Origin of the sequence: Thermus sediminis, from assembly GCF_003426945.1 — a bacterium.
Classification (GTDB): Bacteria; Deinococcota; Deinococci; order Deinococcales; family Thermaceae; genus Thermus; species Thermus sediminis.
The window spans coordinates 36,361-54,149 of the sequence record NZ_QURO01000004.1 but is presented as its reverse complement, the minus strand read 5'-3'; the positions used below and the strand labels follow the sequence as shown (position 1 = coordinate 54,149).

At 69.1% G+C, this 17,789-nt stretch carries 15 protein-coding genes; 5 read left to right on the top strand and 10 right to left on the bottom strand.

All coding sequences use genetic code 11. The features are described from left to right. Nucleotides 1–63 precede the first annotated feature (63 nt). Nucleotides 64–1,200, top strand: a complete 1,137-nt coding sequence (sucC, locus tag ATI37_RS00975; RefSeq protein WP_117236711.1) for an ADP-forming succinate--CoA ligase subunit beta — start codon at nucleotides 64–66, stop codon at nucleotides 1,198–1,200. Further along, nucleotides 1,197–2,063, top strand: coding sequence for a succinate--CoA ligase subunit alpha (sucD, locus tag ATI37_RS00970; protein WP_117236710.1), 867 nt, complete (start codon nucleotides 1,197–1,199; stop codon nucleotides 2,061–2,063). The genes sucC and sucD overlap by 4 nt, the downstream gene beginning before the upstream one ends. Nucleotides 2,064–2,129: 66 nt before the next feature. On the opposite strand, the gene malQ is transcribed toward sucD, so the two are convergent. Genes malQ through ATI37_RS00945 form a run of 5 tightly spaced genes read right to left on the bottom strand, consistent with a single transcriptional unit; the run spans nucleotide 2,130 to nucleotide 7,842 of the window. Further along, nucleotides 2,130–3,632 carry a 4-alpha-glucanotransferase gene (malQ, locus tag ATI37_RS00965; RefSeq protein WP_117236709.1) on the bottom strand — a complete coding sequence of 501 codons (1,503 nt, stop codon included), beginning with the start codon at nucleotides 3,630–3,632 and terminating at the stop codon, nucleotides 2,130–2,132. 50 nt (nucleotides 3,633–3,682) lie between these two features. Continuing rightward, complete coding sequence (locus ATI37_RS00960) at nucleotides 3,683–4,555, bottom strand: 3-hydroxyacyl-CoA dehydrogenase family protein (protein ID WP_117236708.1); 873 nt, start codon at nucleotides 4,553–4,555, stop codon at nucleotides 3,683–3,685. A gap of 15 nt (nucleotides 4,556–4,570) precedes the next feature. Then, nucleotides 4,571–5,428, bottom strand: coding sequence for a DMT family transporter (locus tag ATI37_RS00955; RefSeq protein WP_117236707.1), 858 nt, complete (start codon nucleotides 5,426–5,428; stop codon nucleotides 4,571–4,573). Then, the gene (locus ATI37_RS00950; RefSeq protein WP_117236706.1) at nucleotides 5,418–6,638 is read right to left on the bottom strand and encodes a M16 family metallopeptidase; all 1,221 of its coding nucleotides are present in this window, start codon (nucleotides 6,636–6,638) and stop codon (nucleotides 5,418–5,420) included. The genes ATI37_RS00955 and ATI37_RS00950 overlap by 11 nt, the downstream gene beginning before the upstream one ends. Further along, nucleotides 6,631–7,842, bottom strand: coding sequence for a M16 family metallopeptidase (locus ATI37_RS00945; protein ID WP_117236705.1), 1,212 nt, complete (start codon nucleotides 7,840–7,842; stop codon nucleotides 6,631–6,633). The genes ATI37_RS00950 and ATI37_RS00945 overlap by 8 nt, the downstream gene beginning before the upstream one ends. A 23-nt stretch (nucleotides 7,843–7,865) precedes the next feature. Here ATI37_RS00945 and recG point away from each other — a divergent pair, with 23 nt between their 5' ends. Together recG and ATI37_RS00935 are read left to right on the top strand one after the other, a co-directional pair. Continuing rightward, nucleotides 7,866–10,166 (top strand): ATP-dependent DNA helicase RecG, encoded by a 2,301-nt coding sequence (gene recG, locus ATI37_RS00940; RefSeq protein ID WP_117236704.1) that lies wholly within the window; start codon nucleotides 7,866–7,868, stop codon nucleotides 10,164–10,166. Nucleotides 10,167–10,198: 32 nt separating this feature from the next. Further along, nucleotides 10,199–10,975, top strand: coding sequence for a hypothetical protein (locus ATI37_RS00935; protein WP_117238460.1), 777 nt, complete (start codon nucleotides 10,199–10,201; stop codon nucleotides 10,973–10,975). On the opposite strand, the gene ATI37_RS00930 is transcribed toward ATI37_RS00935, so the two are convergent. The 4 genes from ATI37_RS00930 to ATI37_RS00915 form a co-directional block, all read right to left on the bottom strand. Continuing rightward, complete coding sequence (locus ATI37_RS00930; RefSeq protein WP_117236703.1) at nucleotides 10,929–11,918, bottom strand: pectin acetylesterase-family hydrolase; 990 nt, start codon at nucleotides 11,916–11,918, stop codon at nucleotides 10,929–10,931. The two genes, ATI37_RS00935 and ATI37_RS00930, sit on opposite strands and share 47 nt — an antisense overlap. A gap of 89 nt (nucleotides 11,919–12,007) precedes the next feature. After that, complete coding sequence (locus ATI37_RS00925) at nucleotides 12,008–14,821, bottom strand: AAA family ATPase (protein WP_117236702.1); 2,814 nt, start codon at nucleotides 14,819–14,821, stop codon at nucleotides 12,008–12,010. Continuing rightward, nucleotides 14,796–15,917 (bottom strand): metallophosphoesterase family protein, encoded by a 1,122-nt coding sequence (locus ATI37_RS00920; protein ID WP_117236701.1) that lies wholly within the window; start codon nucleotides 15,915–15,917, stop codon nucleotides 14,796–14,798. Before ATI37_RS00920 ends, ATI37_RS00925 begins: the two co-directional genes overlap by 26 nt. A gap of 9 nt (nucleotides 15,918–15,926) precedes the next feature. Beyond that, on the bottom strand, nucleotides 15,927–16,934 hold the full coding sequence (locus tag ATI37_RS00915) for a YibE/F family protein (protein WP_117236700.1): 1,008 nt from the start codon (nucleotides 16,932–16,934) through the stop codon (nucleotides 15,927–15,929). A 57-nt stretch (nucleotides 16,935–16,991) separates the two neighbouring features. Here ATI37_RS00915 and ATI37_RS00910 point away from each other — a divergent pair, with 57 nt between their 5' ends. Next, nucleotides 16,992–17,372, top strand: a complete 381-nt coding sequence (locus ATI37_RS00910) for a zinc uptake transcriptional regulator (protein ID WP_117236699.1) — start codon at nucleotides 16,992–16,994, stop codon at nucleotides 17,370–17,372. Here the strand turns inward: ATI37_RS00910 and ATI37_RS00905 are convergent. Next, complete coding sequence (locus tag ATI37_RS00905) at nucleotides 17,354–17,752, bottom strand: DUF4258 domain-containing protein (RefSeq protein ID WP_117236698.1); 399 nt, start codon at nucleotides 17,750–17,752, stop codon at nucleotides 17,354–17,356. The genes ATI37_RS00910 and ATI37_RS00905 overlap by 19 nt on opposite strands. Nucleotides 17,753–17,789 lie beyond the last annotated feature (37 nt).

The window sequence follows — 17,789 nt, the reverse complement described above, 5'->3', positions numbered from 1 at the left end:
GCATAGGCCGCCAGGAGCCCCGGACGTATAATCTTCCTGGCCTTCAAGGCCAGGAGGTGGAGCTTGAACCTGCACGAGTATCAAGCCAAGGAGATCCTCGCCCGCTACGGGGTGCCGGTGCCGCCCGGCAGGGTGGCCTACACCCCGGAGGAGGCCAAGCGGATCGCCGAGGAGCTGGGCAAGCGGGTGGTCGTCAAGGCCCAGGTGCACGTGGGGGGGCGAGGCAAGGCCGGGGGAGTCAAACTGGCGGATACCCCAGGCGAGGCCTACGAGAAGGCCCAGGCCATCTTGGGCATGGACATCAAGGGCCTCACCGTGAAGAAGGTCCTGGTGGCCGAGGCCGTGGACATCGCCAAGGAGTACTACGCCGGCCTCATCCTGGATCGCTCCCAAAAACGGGTGGTCCTCATGCTGTCCAAAGAGGGCGGGGTGGACATTGAGGAGGTAGCGGCCGAGCGCCCCGAGGCCATCCACAAGTTCTGGATTGACCCCCATAAGGGCCTGAGGCCCTTTGAGGCCCGGGAGATGGTGAAGCGGGCGGGCCTCGAGGGCAACCTGAACCGGATCGCCCAGGTCCTGGTGGCCCTTTACCGGGCCTACGAGGGGGTGGACGCCTCCATCGCCGAGATCAACCCCCTGGTGGTCGCCACCGATGGCTCCATCGTGGCCGCCGATGCCAAGATCGTCCTGGACGACAACGCCCTCTTCCGCCACCCCGACCTGGCGGAGCTCAGGGAGGTGGAGGCGGAGCACCCCCTGGAGGTGGAGGCTAGCAATTTTGGCTTCGCCTATGTGAAGCTTTCCGGCAACATCGGCATCATCGGCAACGGGGCGGGCCTTGTGATGTACACCCTGGACCTGGTGGCCCGGGTGGGGGGTAGGCCCGCCAACTTCCTGGACATCGGCGGCGGGGCCAAGGCCGAGGTGGTCTACAACGCCCTCAAGGTGGTCCTCAAGGACCCCGACGTGAAGGGCATCTTCATCAACATCTTCGGCGGCATCACCCGGGCGGACGAGGTGGCGAAGGGGGTCATCCGGGCCCTGGAGGAGGGCCTCCTCACCAAGCCCGTGGTCATGCGGGTGGCGGGCACCGCCGAGGAGGAGGCCAAGAAGCTCTTGGAGGGCAAACCCGTGTACATGTACCCCACGTCCATGGAAGCGGGCAAGGCCATCGTGGCCATAGTGGGAGGTGCGGCGTGATCCTGGTCCATAGGGAAACCCGCGTCCTGGTCCAGGGGATCACCGGCCGGGAAGGGCAGTTCCACACCCAGCAGATGCTCGCCTACGGCACCAAGATCGTGGCCGGGGTCACCCCGGGCAAGGGGGGGACCGAGGTCCTGGGGGTGCCCGTGTACGACACGGTGAAAGAGGCAACTGAGGACCACGCCATTGACGCCTCCATCATCTTCGTGCCCGCCCCCGCCGCGGCGGATGCGGCCCTCGAGGCCGCCCACGCCGGCATCCCCCTCGTCGTCCTCATCACCGAGGGCATCCCCACCTTGGACATGGTGCGGGCCGCGGAGGAGATCAAGGCCCTGGGCGTGCGCCTCATCGGGGGGAACTGCCCGGGGATCATCAGCGCCGAGGAGACCAAGCTGGGCATCATGCCGGGCCACGTCTTCAAAAGGGGCAAGGTGGGCCTCATCAGCCGCTCCGGCACCCTCACCTACGAGGCCGCCGCCGCCCTCTCCCAGGCGGGCCTGGGCACCACCACCACCGTGGGGATCGGGGGCGACCCGGTGATCGGCACCACCTTCAAGGACCTCCTCCCCCTCTTCAACGAGGACCCCGAGACCGAGGCCGTGGTCCTCATCGGGGAGATCGGGGGCTCGGACGAGGAGGAGGCCGCCGCCTGGGTCAGGGAGCACATGAAGAAGCCCGTGGTGGGCTTCATCGGGGGCCGAAGCGCCCCTAAGGGGAAGCGTATGGGCCACGCCGGGGCCATCATCATGGGCAACGTGGGCACCCCGGAGTCCAAGCTAAAGGCCTTCGCCGAGGCGGGCATTCCCGTGGCGGACACCATTGACGAGATCGTGGAGCTGGTGAAGAAGGCCCTGGGCTAGCCCCCCGGGAAACTGGGCGGATTTTTTCCTAGGGTCCCCGCCGTGGCCAAAGCCGCCGCGGGGTACTCACACCCTCCCCGTGGCCTCGGCCATGGCCCGAAGGCGCTCCCCATACTCCGGGCGAAGCTCCCTGGGGCGAAGCCTCCAGGCCCAGTTCCCGGAGGGCCTCCCCGGGTAGTTCATCCGGGCCTCGGAGCCCAGGGCCAGGACGTCCTGGACCGGGTAGATGGCCAGCCTGGCCACGGACTTCATGCCCAGGCCCATGAGGGCCCAGGGGACCTCCTCCTCGGAGCGGAAGGCGAGGCCCCAGTCCGCCAGGTACCTTTCCAGAAGGGTCCGCTCGTGGGGGGTGGCGGTGCGGTACCAGCCCAGGGTGGTGTCGTTGTCGTGGGTGCCCGTGTAGACCACCACCCGGCCGTGAGGGGGATAGTTGTGGGGGAGGAAGGGGTTGTCCAACCCGCCGTCAAAGGCGAACTGCAGGACCTTCATCCCCGGAAGCCCGAAACGGTCCCTCAAGGCCTCCACCTCCGGGGTGATGACCCCCAGGTCCTCCGCCAGGATGGGCACCTGGCCGAAGGCCTCCTCTATCCTGGCGAAGAGCCTCTCCCCCGGGGCCTTCACCCAGCGGCCTTCCACGGCGGTGGGGCAGGAGGCGGGGATCTCCCAGTAGGCCTCAAAGCCCCGGAAGTGGTCTATGCGCACCAGGTGGAAAAACTCCAGGGCCTTTCGGAGCCGCTCCATCCAGAAGGAAAAGTCCTCCCGTTCCAGAACGTCCCAGCGGTAAAGGGGATTGCCCCAGCGCTGGCCCGTCTCCGAGAAGTAATCCGGGGGCACCCCGGCCACCACCGTAGGCCTCCCCTCCTCGTCCAGGTGAAACCACTCGGGGTGGGCCCAGACCTCTGCGGAGTCCTCAGCGACGAAGATGGGCATGTCCCCGACGAGGAAAAGGCCCAGGGCCTCGGCTTCCGCCTTGAGGGCCTGCCAGTCTCGGGAAAAGAGCCACTGGGTCCAGGCGTGGAAGGCCACCTCCTCCGACAGGGACGCCTCAGCCTCCCTCAGGGCCCGCTCCTCACGCCGCCGCAAGGGAAGGGGCCACTGGTTCCAGGGAAGCCCCCCATGGTGAGCCTTCAGGGCCATGAAGAGGGCGTAGTCCTTGAGCCACCAGGCCTCCTTTTCCTGGAAGGCCTGGAAGGCCTCCCGCTCCTCTTTGGAGGCCTTTTCCCTAAAGCCTTGGAAGGCCGCCTTTAGGGCGGGCCACTTCCAGTGGTAGAGGAGCCCGTAGTCCACCCGCCCCTGGGGAAAGCTGGCGTCTTCCAGGATCAGGTAGCCCTTTTCGGCCAGGGGTCTCAGGTCCAGGAGGTAGGGGTTCCCGGCGAAGGCGCTGAAGGACTGGTAGGGGGAGTCCCCGTAGCCCGTGGGGCCTAAGGGGAGCACCTGCCAAAACCGCCCTCCGGCGGCCTCCAGGAAACGAAGGAACTCCCGGGCCTCCTGGCCCAGGACCCCGATGCCGTAGGGACCGGGAAGGCTGGTCGGGTGAAGAAGAAGGCCAAAAGCGCGGGGTAGCTCCATGCCCCAGAGTATACCGCCAGGGCTGGAAAGGCTTCCAGGGGGGCCCCCGCCTACCCTACCTTGTTCCCCTTCTCATCGTAGGCGTAGAACCCCCGCCCCGTCTTCCGGCCCAGAAGCCCCGCCTGGACCATGCGGCGCAGGAGGGGGGAGGGCCTATACTTGTCGTCCCCAAAGCCCCGGTGGAGGACCTCCATGATGGCGAGGCAGGTGTCCAGGCCGATGAAGTCCGCAAGCTCCAAAGGCCCCATGGGGTGGTTCATCCCCAGGCGCATGATCCCGTCAATGGCCTCCTTGGTGGCCACCCCCTCCCTCAGGGCCTCTATGGCCTCGTTGATCATGGGCATGAGGAGGCGGTTGGAGACGAAGCCGGGGTAGTCTTGGACCTCCAGAGGGGTCTTCCCCATCCGCCGGGCCACCTCCACCACGGTGTCCCGGGTGGCCGGGGCGGTGAGCTCCCCCCGGATCACCTCCACCAGGGGCATGAGGGGCACGGGGTTGAAGAAGTGCATGCCGATGAAGCGCTCGGGCCGCCCCGAGTACCGGGCCAGGGCGGTAATGGGGATGGAGCTGGTATTGGTAGCCAGGATGGCCTCGGGCTTGGCCAGGCCCCCCACCCTTTCCCAAAGGGCCCGCTTGGCCCCTTCGTCCTCCACGATGGCCTCCACGATGAGGTCGGCCTCTTTCAGGGCCTCGAGGTCCAAGGCGGTGCGGATCCCCCTCAGGGTGGCCTCGTAAGCCTCCTCCGTGATCCGCCCCTTCTCCAGGAACTTGCCCAAGGAGCGCCTTATGGCCCCTAGGCCCCGCTCCAGGGCCTCCGCATTCACGTCCAAAAGGACGACCCCGTAGCCCGCCTGGGCCGCCACCTGGGCGATGCCCGACCCCATCTGCCCCGCGCCCACCACGCCGACGGTCTTGACCTCCATGGGCCACCCCGGCGGCTATTCTACCCGCAGATTAACAAGAATCACACCAAGAAGAGCGAGGCCGCCCCCGAGGAGGGAAAGGGGCGAGGGCACCTCGGAAAGCCACACGTAGGCGATGAGGATGGCCAGAACCGGGGAGAGGTAGAGGAAGGAGGAAAGCCTCGAGGCGGGGGTGCGGGAGAGGGCGTAGGTCCAGGTGAGGTAGGCCAGGGCGCCGGGGAAGACCCCCAGGTAGAGGGCGGAGAGGAGGGCGGGCCTCGGGGCTTGCAGAAGAGCCTCGGGAAGCCCAGGGAGGAAGAGGAGAAGGGGCAGGGTGCCGAGGAGGAGGGTGTAGACCGCGATCTCCTCGCTCCGGTAGCGGGCGAAGAGGGGCTTTTGCAGGACGAAGTAGAAGGCGGTGGAGAGGGCGGAGAGGAGGATGAGGAAGGCCCCTGGGCTGAAGGCGAGCCCCCCACCCTCCCCGAAGGCGATGAGGAGGGAGCCCGAAAGGGCCAGGGCGAAGCCCAGGACCCCGAGGGGCCCAAGCCCCTCCTTGAGGAGGACGTGGGAGAGGATAGCGGTAAAGACGGGCCCGGTGGCGATGAGGAGGCTCGCCGCCCCGGCGCTTACGGAAAGTTGCCCGTAGACCAGGGCGGTGTGGTAGAGGGTGATGCCGAGGAGGCCCAGGAGGAGGAACTTGGGGAGGTCCTCCCTCCTGGGGGGCCGGAGCCCTCGGGCCCTGGCGTAAAGGAGGAGAAGCCCCCCCGCCACCAGGAAGCGGAGGAGGACCAGATGCCCGGGAAGAAGGCCCTGAAGCCCCGCCCGGATAGCGGCGAAGGCGCTGGCCCAGAAGAGGATGGTGACCAGGGTGGCGGCGAGGGCCCTAGGCTCCATGGGGCAGGACCAGGTAGTAGAGACCCCGCTCCAGGAAGCCCCTCTCCAAAAGGGCGTTCACGTCCTGCGCCGTGACCTTGAGGACCCGGGCCTTGACCTCCTCCAGGGATAGGTACCGGCCGGTGTAGAGGTACTCCAGGCCCAGGTGGAAGAGCCGCCCCATGGGGGTCTCCCCGGCGAAGACCAGGCCCGTGGCCAGGGGGGTCTTGGCCTTCTCCACCTCCTCCTCCCCCACCCCCTCCTTCCCTAGGCGGGCGAGCTCCTCCTGAAGTACGGAAAGGACCTCCTCCTTGTGGGCGGGGTCCGCCTGGATGTAGGCGTGGAAGAAGCCCGCCTGGTCCCCCTCCTCGTGGCCGAAGGAGGCCGCTTCGGCGAGGCCTTTGTCCACCAGGGCGAAGTGGAGCCTCCCCGAGCCCTCCTCCCCCAGGAGGCGGGCCAGGACCTGGGCGGGGAAGCGGGCCTCCTCGCCGTAGGCGAAGCCGGGGAAGAGCCCCACCAGGTAGAGGGCCCTGGCCTTCTCGTAAGGGCGCTCCAGGAGGCCCGTGGCGGGGTCTAGGGGCGGGTAGGCCCGCCCCGCCTCCCCCTGGGCGAAGCCTTCGCTGAGGCGCTCCACCCCCTCCAAGAGCCCTTCAAAGTTCACCCTTCCCGCAGCCGCCAGGACCATGTTTCCGGTGCGGTAGCGCCGGCGGTGGTAGGCGGCCATCCCTTCCCGGGTCAGGGCCTTGATGCTCTCCTCCGTGCCCAGGACGCTATTCCCCAAGGGGTGGTCCCGGAAGAAGCCCCTCCTGGCCCACTCGTAGGCCATGAAGCCCGGCCGGTCCTGGTAGCGGGCGATCTCCTCCAGGATCACCAGCTTCTCCGTGGCGAAGTCCGCCTCCCTGAGGGCGGGGAGCATCAGCTTGGAGAAGAGCTCCAGGAGGGAGGGGGCGAACTCGGGGAGGACCGCCCCGTAGTAGACCGTGGCCTCCTCGGAGGTGAAGGCGTTGTACTGGGCCCCCAACCGGTCAAAGGCCAGGTTGACGGAAAGGGCGTCCATGCCCTCGGGGCCCTTGAAGACCATGTGCTCCAGGAAGTGGCTCACCCCGCTCTCATAGGGGCCCTCGTCCCGGGCCCCGGTCTTCACGAAGTAGCCTAGGGCCACGCTCCTGGCCTCGGGGAGGACCTCGGCAATGACCCTAAGCCCGTTTTTCAGCACGGCTTCCCTAAACACCCTCCACCTCCCCCAAAAGCCCCACCCAAGGGTCCCGGTAGGGGTGGCCCCTCAGGAAGGCGTTGACCTCCTCCAGGGTGGTGCCTTCAATCCCAGCCTCAATCTCGGAGAGGGGGCGCACCCGGCCCAACATGTAGAGGTCCCGGGCCATGGAGGCGGCCCTGGTGCGGATGGACTCGTCCCCCATGACCAAGGCGGTCTTCAGACCCACCTTGGCCCGGAAAAGCTCCTCCTCTGCAACCCCCTCCCGGAGCCTTTCTATCTCCTGGAGCATCACGGAAAGGGTTTCGTGGGCCCTCTCCCTGGTGGTCCCGGCGTAGGCCACGAGGAGGCCCTGGCCCTTCACGGAGGCGGGGAAGGCGGAGACGGCGTAGGCCAGGCCCCGCTTCTCCCGCACCTCGGTGAAGAGGCGGCTAGACATCCCCCCGGAGAGGACCTCGAGGGCCAGCCTCGCCGCGTAGAAGCCTTCGTCCTCGGGGCCCACATCGGGGTAGGCCAGGCCGATCTGGACCTGGGCCGTGGGCCGCCTCAGGGCGAAGCGCTCCGGGGAGGCAAGGAGGGGCTTAGGGTAGGAGGCCTCCTCCCCTTCCCAAAGGGCCAGGGGCTCAAGAGCCCTAAGGAGCCTCTCCCAGGAAACCCCCCCGGCCACCGCCAGGATGGCCCCCCTGGGGGTGTAGCGCCTCCCAAAGTCCTCCCTAAGGGCCTTGGGCGTGGCCCGCCTCAGGTCCCCCTCCCGCCCCAAGGGGTCGCGGCCGTGGGGGGAGAGGAAGACCCGCCGCCTGAGCTCGGAGAGGAGCTTCCTTGCGGGCTGGTCCTCCAGGGAGAGGAGGGCCTGTAGGGCCACGGCGCGCACCGCCTCTAGCCCCTCCTCGGGGAGGCGGGGCTCCCTTAGGAGGAGGGCGTAGAGGCGGAAGACCTCCTCCAGGACCTCGGGGAGGAAGCCTGCGGCGAAGGCGGTGTACTCCAGGCCTGCCCCGCTCGTCCGCCGCACCCCTAGGGCGTCCAGGGCCTGGGCCAGCCCCCGGGCGTCCAGCTCCCCCGCCCCCTTCCAGAGCCACCCCTCCAGAAGGGTGCTGGCCCCCTCCAGCCCCTCGGGGTCGTTCACCGCCCCCACGGGCAGGAGGAGCTGGAAGGCCACCCCGGGGAAGTCCCGCTCCTCCAGGGCCACAGTGAGGCCATTGGGCAGTCGCTCCGCGCGGCTCACAGGCCTAAGGGTATCATGGGGGCGTGAAGGAAGGGGAACTCCGGGAAAGGCTCAGGAGGCCCCTCCTCCGGGAGCTCCAGGACGGAGCCCAGGACCGGGTGGTGGTGGGGGGCCTCGAGGGCCTCGTCCGCAACCTGGCCCGCCCCTTCCCCAGGCTCCTGGAGCTTTTCCGGGGTTACGGGGAGAAGCCCCCCGAGGAGCGGAAGAGGATCCTGGAAGAGGCCCTCCGCTTCCTAGGGGACGGCCTTCCCCGAGCCCCGGAGTCGCCCAGGAAGGCCGAGGGCCGCCTCGAGCCCCAGGACCCCGCCCACCTCCTCGCCCCGCCGCAAAGCAGGAGGAGGCTAGGCGAGCTCGGCCTCCACACGGTGCGGGACGTCCTCCACCACTACCCCCGCCGCTACGAGGACCGGCGGGCCCTCCCCGGGGTGCGCTACCTGGAGGACGGGCAGAAGGCCACGCTCTCGGTCAAGGTCCTCGCCAAGGAGCTTGTCAAAACCCCCAAAAAGGGGATGCAGCTGGTCCAGGTCAAGGCCATGGACGCCTGGGGGTGGCGGCTCACCCTGGTCTGGTTCAACCAGCCCTGGGTCCTCTCCCAGATTGAGGAGGGGGCCACGCTGATCGCCACCGGGAGGGTGCAGCGGCGGGGCGGGGTGCAACTCCTGGTGGAGCACTTTGAGGACGAGGGGACGGAGTCCTTGTCCACGGGGAGGATCGTGCCCATCTACCCCGCCAAGGAGGGGGTGGGCCAGGCCTTCCTGAGGCGCACCGTCCACCGGGCCCTGGAGATGGCCCTGCCCCTCCCCGACCCCCTGGGGCCCTACCGGGAGGCCTTGGGCCTCATGCCCTACTCCGAGGCCCTCAGGGCCATCCACTTCCCCGAGGACGAGGAGGCCCTGAAGGGGGCCCTCCTAAGGCTCAAGTTCGACGAGTACCTGCTCCTGGAACTCAAGGCCCTCCTGGACGCGGGGGGGCTGGTCCTGGGACGGGCCTTCCGGGTGGAGGAGGCCTGGGTGGAGGCCTTCAAGAAGGCCCTTCCCTTCCCCCTCACCAGGGCCCAGGAGCGGGTCATGGGGGAGATCGCCCGGGACATGGAAAGCCCCAGGCAGATGGCCCGCCTCCTCCAGGGGGACGTGGGCTCGGGGAAGACGGTGGTGGCGGCCTTCGCCCTCTATTTGGCCGCCAGAAACGGGGCCCAGGGGGCCCTCATGGCCCCCACAGAGATCCTAGCCCAGCAGCACTACGGAAACCTCACCCGCTACCTCTTCCCCCTGGGGGTGAGCGTGGAGCTCCTTCTCGGCTCCATGCCCTCCCGGGAAAAGGAGGCCGCCCTGGCCCGCCTGAGAAGCGGGGAGGCCCAGGTGGCCGTGGGCACCCACGCCCTCATCCAGGAGGGGGTGGGCTTCCGGGACCTGGGCCTGGCCGTGGTGGACGAGGAGCACCGCTTTGGGGTCCTCCAGCGGCGGGCCCTCCTCAAGCTGGCCCAGACTCCCCCCGACGTCCTGGTCATGTCCGCCACCCCCATCCCCCGCTCCCTGGCCCTCACCCTCTACGGGGACCTCGAGGTGAGCCTCCTGGACGAGATGCCCCCAGGCCGCACCCCGGTGAAGACCAAGGTCCTCCCCCACCGCCTCCGCCTCCAGGCCTACGCCTTCGCCCGGGAGGAGATCCGGAAGGGGCACCAGGTCTTCGTGGTGGCCCCGGCCATTGAGGAGTCGGAGCTGGACCTGAAGGCGGCCACCGCCCTCTACGAGGAACTCCAAGGCCTCCTCCCCGAGGCCCGGATCGCCCTCCTCCACGGAAAGATGCCCGCCCGGGAGAAGGAGGCAATTATGGAGGCCTTCCGCCAGGGGGCCTACGACCTCCTGGTCTCCACCACGGTCATTGAGGTGGGGGTGGACATCCCCAGGGCCACCCTGATCGTGGTGGAAAACGCCGAGCGCTTCGGCCTGGCCCAGCTCCACCAGCTAAGGGGCCGGGTGGGCCGGGGGGGGCTAGAGGGCTTCGCCATCTTCCTGGCGGGGGAGGCGGGCCAGAGAACCCTGAAGCGGTTAAGGGTCCTCGAGGCCTCCACCGACGGCTTCTACATCGCCGAGATGGACCTGAGGCTTAGGGGCCCGGGGGAGCTTCGGGGCACGCGCCAGTCCGGCTACCCGGAGCTCAAGCTGGGGGACCTGGCGGAGGACACCGAGGTCATAGAGAGGGCGCGGGCCCTGGCCAAGGCCATCGTGGAGAAGGACCCCAGGCTAGAGCTCCCCCAGCACCAGGGCCTCAAGGAGGAGCTCAAGGCCCAGGCGGAGCGCATCGGCTTTCGGGAGGTCATCTGATCCGCCCCATCCGGTAACCCCAGGCTCCCGTGATCCAGGTCCTGCCCCACCCCCTCCTCCCCGCCCTCTTCTCCCCTGGGGGGGCCCTGAGGGCCAAGGCCCTCCAGGGCTACCTCCTCTCCCTCGCCCCCGCCTACGCTCCCTACGCCCCCCTCCCTCGGGTGCGGCTTTTCGTCCTTTCGGAGAAGGAGTGGCGGGCCCAGCTCCCCTACCCCTACGGCCTCCCCTTTCAGCACACGGGGCTCGAGGGCCTGGCCCTCTACGCCCCCCTCACCTACCCGGAGAGGCTCCTCCACCGCCTGAGGGGGGTCCTCCTCCCCCTGGGCCCGCCCCTGGGGGAGATCCCCGCCTTTTTAGACCTCAACCTGGGGCACGAGTACGCCCACGCCCTCCAGGTGGCCTGGGGGCTCCGCACGAGGGCCAGGTGGTTGGACGAGTTCGTGGCCAACTACCTCTTCCTCCTGGGGCTAAGGGGGGAAAGACCCGAGCTTTTCCAGGAACTCCTGGCCTGGAGCCGCTACCTCTCGCGCCTTTCTCCCGAGAAAAGGAGCCTTTCCGCCTACGAAAGGCGGCGGGGCAACCTGGAAAGCGCCCTCTGGTTCCAGGCCCACTTCACCCTGAAGGCGGCGGAAGTCCTGGAAAAGGACAGGGACCGCCTCCTGAAGGGCTTTCTGGCGGCGGCCCCCCTGGACCGCAGGAAAGGCCACCGCCTCCTTCTAGAGCTCTACCCGGACCTGAAGGCCTGGTTCGCCGCCTTCGGCCTCAAGGGCGCACCCTGGGGGGCACCTTCCCCTCGGCCAGGGCCCTGAGCCAGTCCAGGAAGCCCACCTCCCCCACCCTCAGGGTGTAGAGCTCGGGCCTTGGCAGGATGCAGTGCTGGCCTCCCGGGGCCAGGTAGAAGGTGTAGTTCTCCGCCTGGGCCGGGGCGAGGACCGCCCTCTGGGACTCTATGGCCCACTCCCGGGCCGTAGCCTCAGAGGGGGACCTCTCCCCCCTCATGAGGGCGTAGAAGAAGATCTGGGTGCCGTCCAAAAGGGTGGTGTACTGGGCGAAGGCCGCCTTGGGGTAGGCCCTGGCCAGGGCCAGGTAGATCTCGGAGACGCTGGGCCTATCGGAAAGCCCCGGGAGTTGGGGGAGGCGGGGGTTCCAGCGGGCGTAGCCGGGGAAGTCCTCCGTGGCCACGCCCACCCCGGCGTCCCCGCAGACGGCGATCTGGGCGTTTTTGTAGGTGGAGAGGACCTTGTCCGCCCAGAAAATGGCCCCGTAGGCCCCGGCGCTGCACCCGGTGACGAAGATCCGCTCCGCCTGGGGATGGTTCCTGAAGAGGTACTCCAAGGCCGCCAGGGCGTTCCTGGCCCCCTGGTGGTGCACCCGGAAGCCCCCGTAGTCCACCGTGGCCTGGCCCACGTGCAGGTCCCCCGTGCAGTAGGGCACGAAGACGTGGGTCCAGCCGAAGAAGGGGTTGGCCACGCTCGCGCGGTTGTAGATCCCCTGGGCCAGGAGGAGCTCCTGGGCGTCCACCCGCCTGCGGTAGGTCTGGCTCCCGGGCCCGCAGGTGGCCGCGTCCCAGCAGGCCCCACCCCCCTGGAAGTCCAGGATCACCCTCTTGGGGTCTCCCGGGCTCACGAAAAAGCGGTAGGGGGAGCCGTCGGAGCAGACCCCGCCCGGCACCTCCACCGCCTGCCAAAAGGGCGGAAGGCCCTGGGCCAAGGCCAGGGCCAGCACCGCCATCAGGGCGATAAGCCGCTTCATCCTTTCACCTCCGGGGGCATTCTACAAAAGATTCTTGCACTTGGTCAAGAAATCGGCCCAGCCCCCAGCGCTCCCGCCCGGGGCCCCCTTTAGGCCCATTCCACCCGGCTCCCTAGGGGGTGCTTGCGGACGAGGAGGCGGGCGGGAAGCCGCTCTGCCAAGGCCTCCACGTGGGTCACGATGCCCACGAGCCGCCCCCGGGTGGGGAGGGCCTCGAGGACCCCAGCCACCCCTTCCAGGGCCTCCGGGTCCAGGGTGCCGAAGCCCTCGTCCAGGAAAAGGGCCCCCAGCCGCCCCCGGGAAAGCTCCTCGGAGAGGGCCAGGGCCAGGGAGAGGCTCGCCAGGAAGCTCTCCCCTCCAGATAGCGTCTTCACCGGGCGTTCGGCCTCGGTCCAGAGGTCCAAGACCCCGTACTCGTCCCCCTTGGCCCGGAAGCGGTACCGCCCCCCGGAGAGGGTGTGGAGGAGCTCGTCGGCGCGCTCCACCAGGCTCCTCTGCCTCAGGCCCAGGAGGTAGGCGGGAAACCGGTCCTGCTTCAGGTCCAGGGCGAGCTTCTCCCAGAGGGCCGCCTCCCGCACGGCCTCGGCCAGCCTGGCCTCCAGCTCCCGGCGGCGCCTCAGGGCCTCTCGGAGCTCCCTCACCCTGGTCTCCAGAACGGCCCCCTCCTCCCCCAAAGCCCTGAGGCGGCCTTGCGCCTCCTCCAGGGCCTTCCGCACCTCCTTGGCCTGGGCCTCGGCCTCGAGGAGGGTGAGGGGGGGAAGGGGAGGGAGGGCCCTGAGGAGGGCCTCCACCTCCCTCACCTCCTCCTCGTGGCGGCGAAGCCTCCCCTCCAGGGCCCGCCTGGCCTCGGGGGCGAGGGCGTGGGCCCGGGCCTCCTCCTCGGGCAGGAGGCCCTCCACCCGCGCCTTGGCCTCCTGGAGGGCCTTGGCCTGCTCCGATTCCCGGGCCTTCAAAGCGAAGACCTCGCGGTAAAGCCCTTCCAGCTCCTGCCGAAGCCGCCGCTCCTCCTTTTCCTTGGCCTCCAGGACCCTGACCTCCTCCTCCAAGTTCCTGAGGTAAGGGGCCACCCCTAAGCCCCCGGTCCTTTCCTGGAGGTGGCGGTAGAGCCCGGCGCTCAGGGCGGCCTTCTCCTCCCGCAGGCGGTTGAGGCGGCCCGCCACGTCCTCAAGCCGGGCCTCCCCGGCCTCCCTTCTCAGGGCCGCCACCTCCCTCTCCAGGGCCTGGACCTGCCCCCGAAGCTCTAAAAAGGCCTCCCTAAGACTCCCCAAGGCCTCCTCTCCCTCCTTGAGGGCCCGCTCCAGGGCCTCGGGGTCTCCGGGGACGGGCTCGGCCTCGAGGGCCCCTAGCCTTTCCTCCAGGGCCTTTAGCCCCGCCAGGAGGGAGGCCCGCCTCTCCACAAGCTCCTTGACCCTTCCACCAAGTTCTTCCTTCCTGGCCTCCAGATCGTCGGAGGAGGGGCGCTCGGGCAGGGCGTGGACCACGCCCCCGCAAAGGGGGCAGGCCTCCCCCACCTTGAGGAGGGGGTGGTAGGCGAGGAGGCCCAGCCTGGCCTCCGTGGCCTGGAGTTCGCCTTGGGCCAAGGCCTCCTCCTCCTGCACCTGGGCGAGCTCCGCCTCCAGGCGAGCCTTCTCCTCCAGGAGGCGGTGGGCCAGGGCCCCTTCCAGGAGGCGCCTGAGCCTATCCACCTCCTCCCGCTGGGCCCGGCCCTCCTTTTCCAGGCCAGAAAGCCTTTCCCTGGCCTCCCCAAGCGTCTTCTCCCGCTCCTTGAGGCGAAGGAGGGCTTGGAGGGTTCCTTCCACCTCCGCCTCCTCGGCCAGGACCTCCTCCAGCCGCTCGGGGGCGAAGCGGGGAGCAGGGTGGTCCTCCAAGCCCACCCGGCGGAAGAGGGCCTCGAGGGCCTTCAGCTCCTGGACCTCCAGGAGGGCCTTCCGGGCCCGCTTCAGGGCCTCGGGGTCAAAGGCGAGGGCCCTCAGGGCCTCCTCCAGCCCCTTGAGGCGGCCCTCGGCCTCCCGCAGGCGGGCCTGGGTGGCGGCAAGAGCCTCCCCCTTCCGCCTCAGGTCCTCCCAGAGGGGGAGGGCCCTCTCCGCCTCCTCGCCCAGGGCCAGGCGGCGGCGGATCTCCTCCACCTCCTGGGCCTCCGCGAGAAGCCTCGCCTGCCTCGCCTGCAAAAGGGCCTTCCTGCGGAGGCCCTCCAGGGCCTCCTCGGCCTCCTTCCTCCTGGCCTCGAGGCGGGACACCTCCCCCTCCAGCCGGGCAAGCTCCTCCCTTAGGGCGGCAAGCCTCTCCTCGTGGTCGGCCAAGGCCTCGGGCGTGGCCTCAGCCAGGGCGGAAAGCTCCCCCTCCAAGCGGCCCCTATCCTCCAGGAGGCGGGCCCTGGCCTCCGCCGCCTTCTCCCGGGCCCTGTCCAGGCGCCTGAGGCCGAAGAGGTCCAGAAGGAGGTCCCGCCTCTCCCTGGCCTCCCCCTTGAGGAAGCGGTCAAACTCCCCCTGGGGGAGGAGGAGGGCCCGGGTAAAGGCCTCGTAAGAGAGGCCCAGAATCTCCTCAATGGCCTCGTTGAGGCGGTCCAAGGTCTCCAAGGGGATAAGCCTCTCCCCTTCCGTGAGGTCAAAAAGCCTTCCCTCGCTCCTCTTCCCCCGCACCCTATCCACCCGGTAGAGGCGGCCTCCCACCTGGAAGGTGAGGCGGACCCGGGCCTCCCCCACCCCGGGGTGGACCAGCTCCTTGACGTTCCTCCCCACCCGGGGCACGAGGCCGTAGAGGGCGAAGGCCATGGCGTCCAGAAGAGTGCTCTTCCCGCTTCCCGTGGGGCCGGTGATGGCGAAGAGCTCCACGTCGGAGAAGTCCACCCCCTGCCTTTCCCGGTAGGGGCCGAACCCCTCAAGCTCCAGCCTCAAGGGCCTCAAGCTCCACCTCCTCCAGCACCTGGGCGAAGCGGGCGAGGAGGGCCTCCTCCTTCCTGCCCCGCTCCTCCAGGTACCGGGCGTAGGCCTCCGCAAAGCCGAGCTCCGGCCCCTGCCCACCCGCGGGCTCTAGGCCCTCCCCCCTGCCCTCTATGGCCAAGAGGTGGGGCAGGGCCTGGTAGAAGCGCTCCTTCTCCCTAGGGGAAAGCCTCCCCTCCACCACCAGGCGCAGGTAGCCGGGGAAGCGCTCCATCTCCCAAAGCCTCCCGTCCAGCTCCTCGGGCCTCAGGCGAAAGGTCTTTAGGGGCTTGCCCCAGCGCTCCCGGATGGGGTGGACCCTGGGGGGCCCCGCGGGGGGAAGCTCCACGAGAAGGGCCCCCCGCTCCGCCTCCTCCCCCTCCCCGAAGTCCAGCTGGACGAGGCTCCCCGGGTACCAGGCCAGGGGGGCCTCGGAGGCCTGCTGCTGGCGGTGGACGTGGCCCAAGGCCAGGTACCGGGCGGAGAGGGGCAGGGCCGAAGGGGGCACGGCGTAGCTTCCCGAGAGGTGAAAGTAGAACTCCCCGCCCCCGGGCCTCACCCCCTCGAGGGCGATGTGAGCCAGCATCAAGGGGCTTTCCAGGTTGGCCAGGACCCGGCGCATGGCCTCGGCGTAGGTGCGGTGGCGGTCCTCCGCCTCCTGAAAAAGCCGCTTCACCAGGGCCCTCTCGGACACGAAGGGGAGGAGGGCCGCCCTGAGCCCCCCCACCTCCACCACGCCCCCTTCCTCCCGGAAGAGGAGCCTCCCCCGCACCTCGGCCCCCGCCAGGGCGAAGAGGGGGGAGAGGGCCTCCAGGCGCTCCTTGGGGTCGTGGTTCCCGGCGATGACCAGGGCGGGGACCCCGAGCTCCCGAAGGCGGAGGAAAAACTCCACGGCGTAGGCCTCGGCCTCGGCGGAAACCTGGGGGCGGTCAAAGAGGTCCCCCGAGACCAGGACCAGGTCCACCCGCTCCCCCTTGACGATCTCCAGGAGGGCTTTTAGGGCCTCCCCGATCTCCGGGGTCCGGTCCACGCCCTTCAACACCTTTCCCAAATGCCAGTCCGCGGTGTGCAATAGGCGCACGCCCCCATTCTAGTGGGGGTGGTGGTGGTCCGGAGGCCCGCCCCTGCCCCCGCGAAAGGCCCAGGCGGCCACCAAGGTGGTGAGGGGAACGGCCAGGAGGAGCCCCAAGGAACCCAAGACCATGGCGACGATCTCGGCGGCGAAGGGCTCGGTGTTGAGGAGGAAGCGCAAGGGGGTGGGGTCTTTGGTGAGGAGGAGGAAGAGGGGCAAGGAGCCCGCGGCGTAGGCCAGGACCAGGGTGTTCACCAGGCTGCCGATGTGGTCGTAGCCCACCTCCATGCCCCTGTGGTAGAGCTCCTTTAGGCCGAAGCGGGGGTTGGCGTGGGCCAGGGCCTGGACCACGGCCGCCTGGGTCACGGTCACGTCGGTGAGGGCTCCCAGGGCCCCCACCACCACCCCCGCCAGGAAGAGGGAGAGCAGGTCCACCCCGCCCCACTGCCTGAGGAGGAAGGCCTCGTCCGAGGCCAGGCCGGTGAAGCCCATGACCTGGACGAAGAAGAGGCTCAGGAGAAGGACGAACACCACGGAAAGCAGGGTGCCCAGGAGGGCGGCAGTGGTCTTGCGGTTGACCCCGTGCACCAGGTAGATGGTGAGGAGGAGCACCCCCAGGCTCCCCAAGAGGGCGTGGAGGAGGGGGTTCCCCCCGGAGGCCACCTGGGGCACGATGAAGTAGACCACGACGAGGAGGCTAAAAAGGGTGCCGAGAAGCCCCCGCAGACCCTTGCCCTGGCCCAACAGGATGGCGAAGAGGGCGAAGAGGAAAAAGAGCCCCAGAAGCCAGGGCATCCGGTCGGGTTCGGTCACGTAAAGCCGTCCCCCCTCCTGGTAGAGGACGACCCGCATGCCCGGCCGGTAATCCTCCTGGTCCGTGGGCAGGATGGCCTCCCGCAGCTCACCTTGGACCATGACCTGGGCCACCCCCCTCTCCCACTCTAGGGCGAGGATGCGCCCCGTCACGTACCCCTCCTGGGCCAAGGCGGGAAGGAGCCAAAGGAACAGGGGGAAGAACACCCGCATGGGGCCACTCTACCCCACCAGGATGAAAATTGCTTCTCAACTTGGTATCCTCTAGGCATGGAGCGCTCCACGAGGCAGCGGCGGGCCATACGGGAAACCTTCCTGGAAACCAATCGGCCCCTTTCGCCCCAGGAGGTGCTGGACCTGGCCCGAAGGAGGGTGCCCTCCCTGGGCCTGGCCACGGTCTACCGTACCCTGAAGGGCCTCGTGGAAGAAGGGTTTCTCACCCCCGTGGCCCTTCCCGGGGAACCCCTTAGGTACGAGCGGGCGGGGCAGGCCCACCACCACCACTTCCTCTGCCGCACCTGCGGCCAGGTCTACGAGCTTTGGGGCTGCAACTTGGCGGTGGAGGGCACCCTGCCTCCAGGTTTCCAAGCGGAGGCCCACGAGGTGACGGTCTACGGCCGCTGCCCGGGGTGCTACTCCCAGGCAGGGTAGAGGCTCAAGGGGCCCGTCCAGCGCACCTCCTCGAGGGCCCGGTCGTGGCGGAGAAGGGCGGCCAGGCGGGCCCGGGAGTAGACCCTGTAGGGCTCCTTGGGGATGAAGGCGGTGACGATGTCCACCTGCCGCGGCGGGGTGTAGTCCAGGACCACGTGGAGGGGGAGCCTGAGCCTGGGGGGGAAGACCATGTACCCCAGGACCAGCATCCGCCCTTCCTTCGGGTAGATGGCAAGTTCCCGCCCCCACTCCAGGGCCTTAAGGACGTCTAGCTCGGTGAACCCCTCCTGGAGCATGTGCTTGACGGCGTGGGGCCCCAGGCGGTAGCGGCCTTCCCTGATGAGGGGAAGGAGGTCGGAGAGGCGGCGTAGCTTCCTCATACCTCCTCCTTGGAAGGGCAGTCTAACCCCTAGCCAC

Excerpts from the sequence above, each read along its gene's own strand:
- ATI37_RS00915 (WP_117236700.1), bottom strand. The coding sequence starts at position 16,934 with ATGCGGGTGTTCTTCCCCCTGTTCCTTTGGCTCCTTCCCGCCTTGGCC.
- malQ (WP_117236709.1), bottom strand. The coding sequence starts at position 3,632 with ATGGAGCTACCCCGCGCTTTTGGCCTTCTTCTTCACCCGACCAGCCTT.
- ATI37_RS00905 (WP_117236698.1), bottom strand. The coding sequence starts at position 17,752 with ATGAGGAAGCTACGCCGCCTCTCCGACCTCCTTCCCCTCATCAGGGAA.
- ATI37_RS00910 (WP_117236699.1), top strand. The coding sequence starts at position 16,992 with ATGGAGCGCTCCACGAGGCAGCGGCGGGCCATACGGGAAACCTTCCTG.
- ATI37_RS00960 (WP_117236708.1), bottom strand. The coding sequence starts at position 4,555 with ATGGAGGTCAAGACCGTCGGCGTGGTGGGCGCGGGGCAGATGGGGTCG.
- ATI37_RS00930 (WP_117236703.1), bottom strand. The coding sequence starts at position 11,918 with ATGAAGCGGCTTATCGCCCTGATGGCGGTGCTGGCCCTGGCCTTGGCC.
- ATI37_RS00955 (WP_117236707.1), bottom strand. The coding sequence starts at position 5,428 with ATGGAGCCTAGGGCCCTCGCCGCCACCCTGGTCACCATCCTCTTCTGG.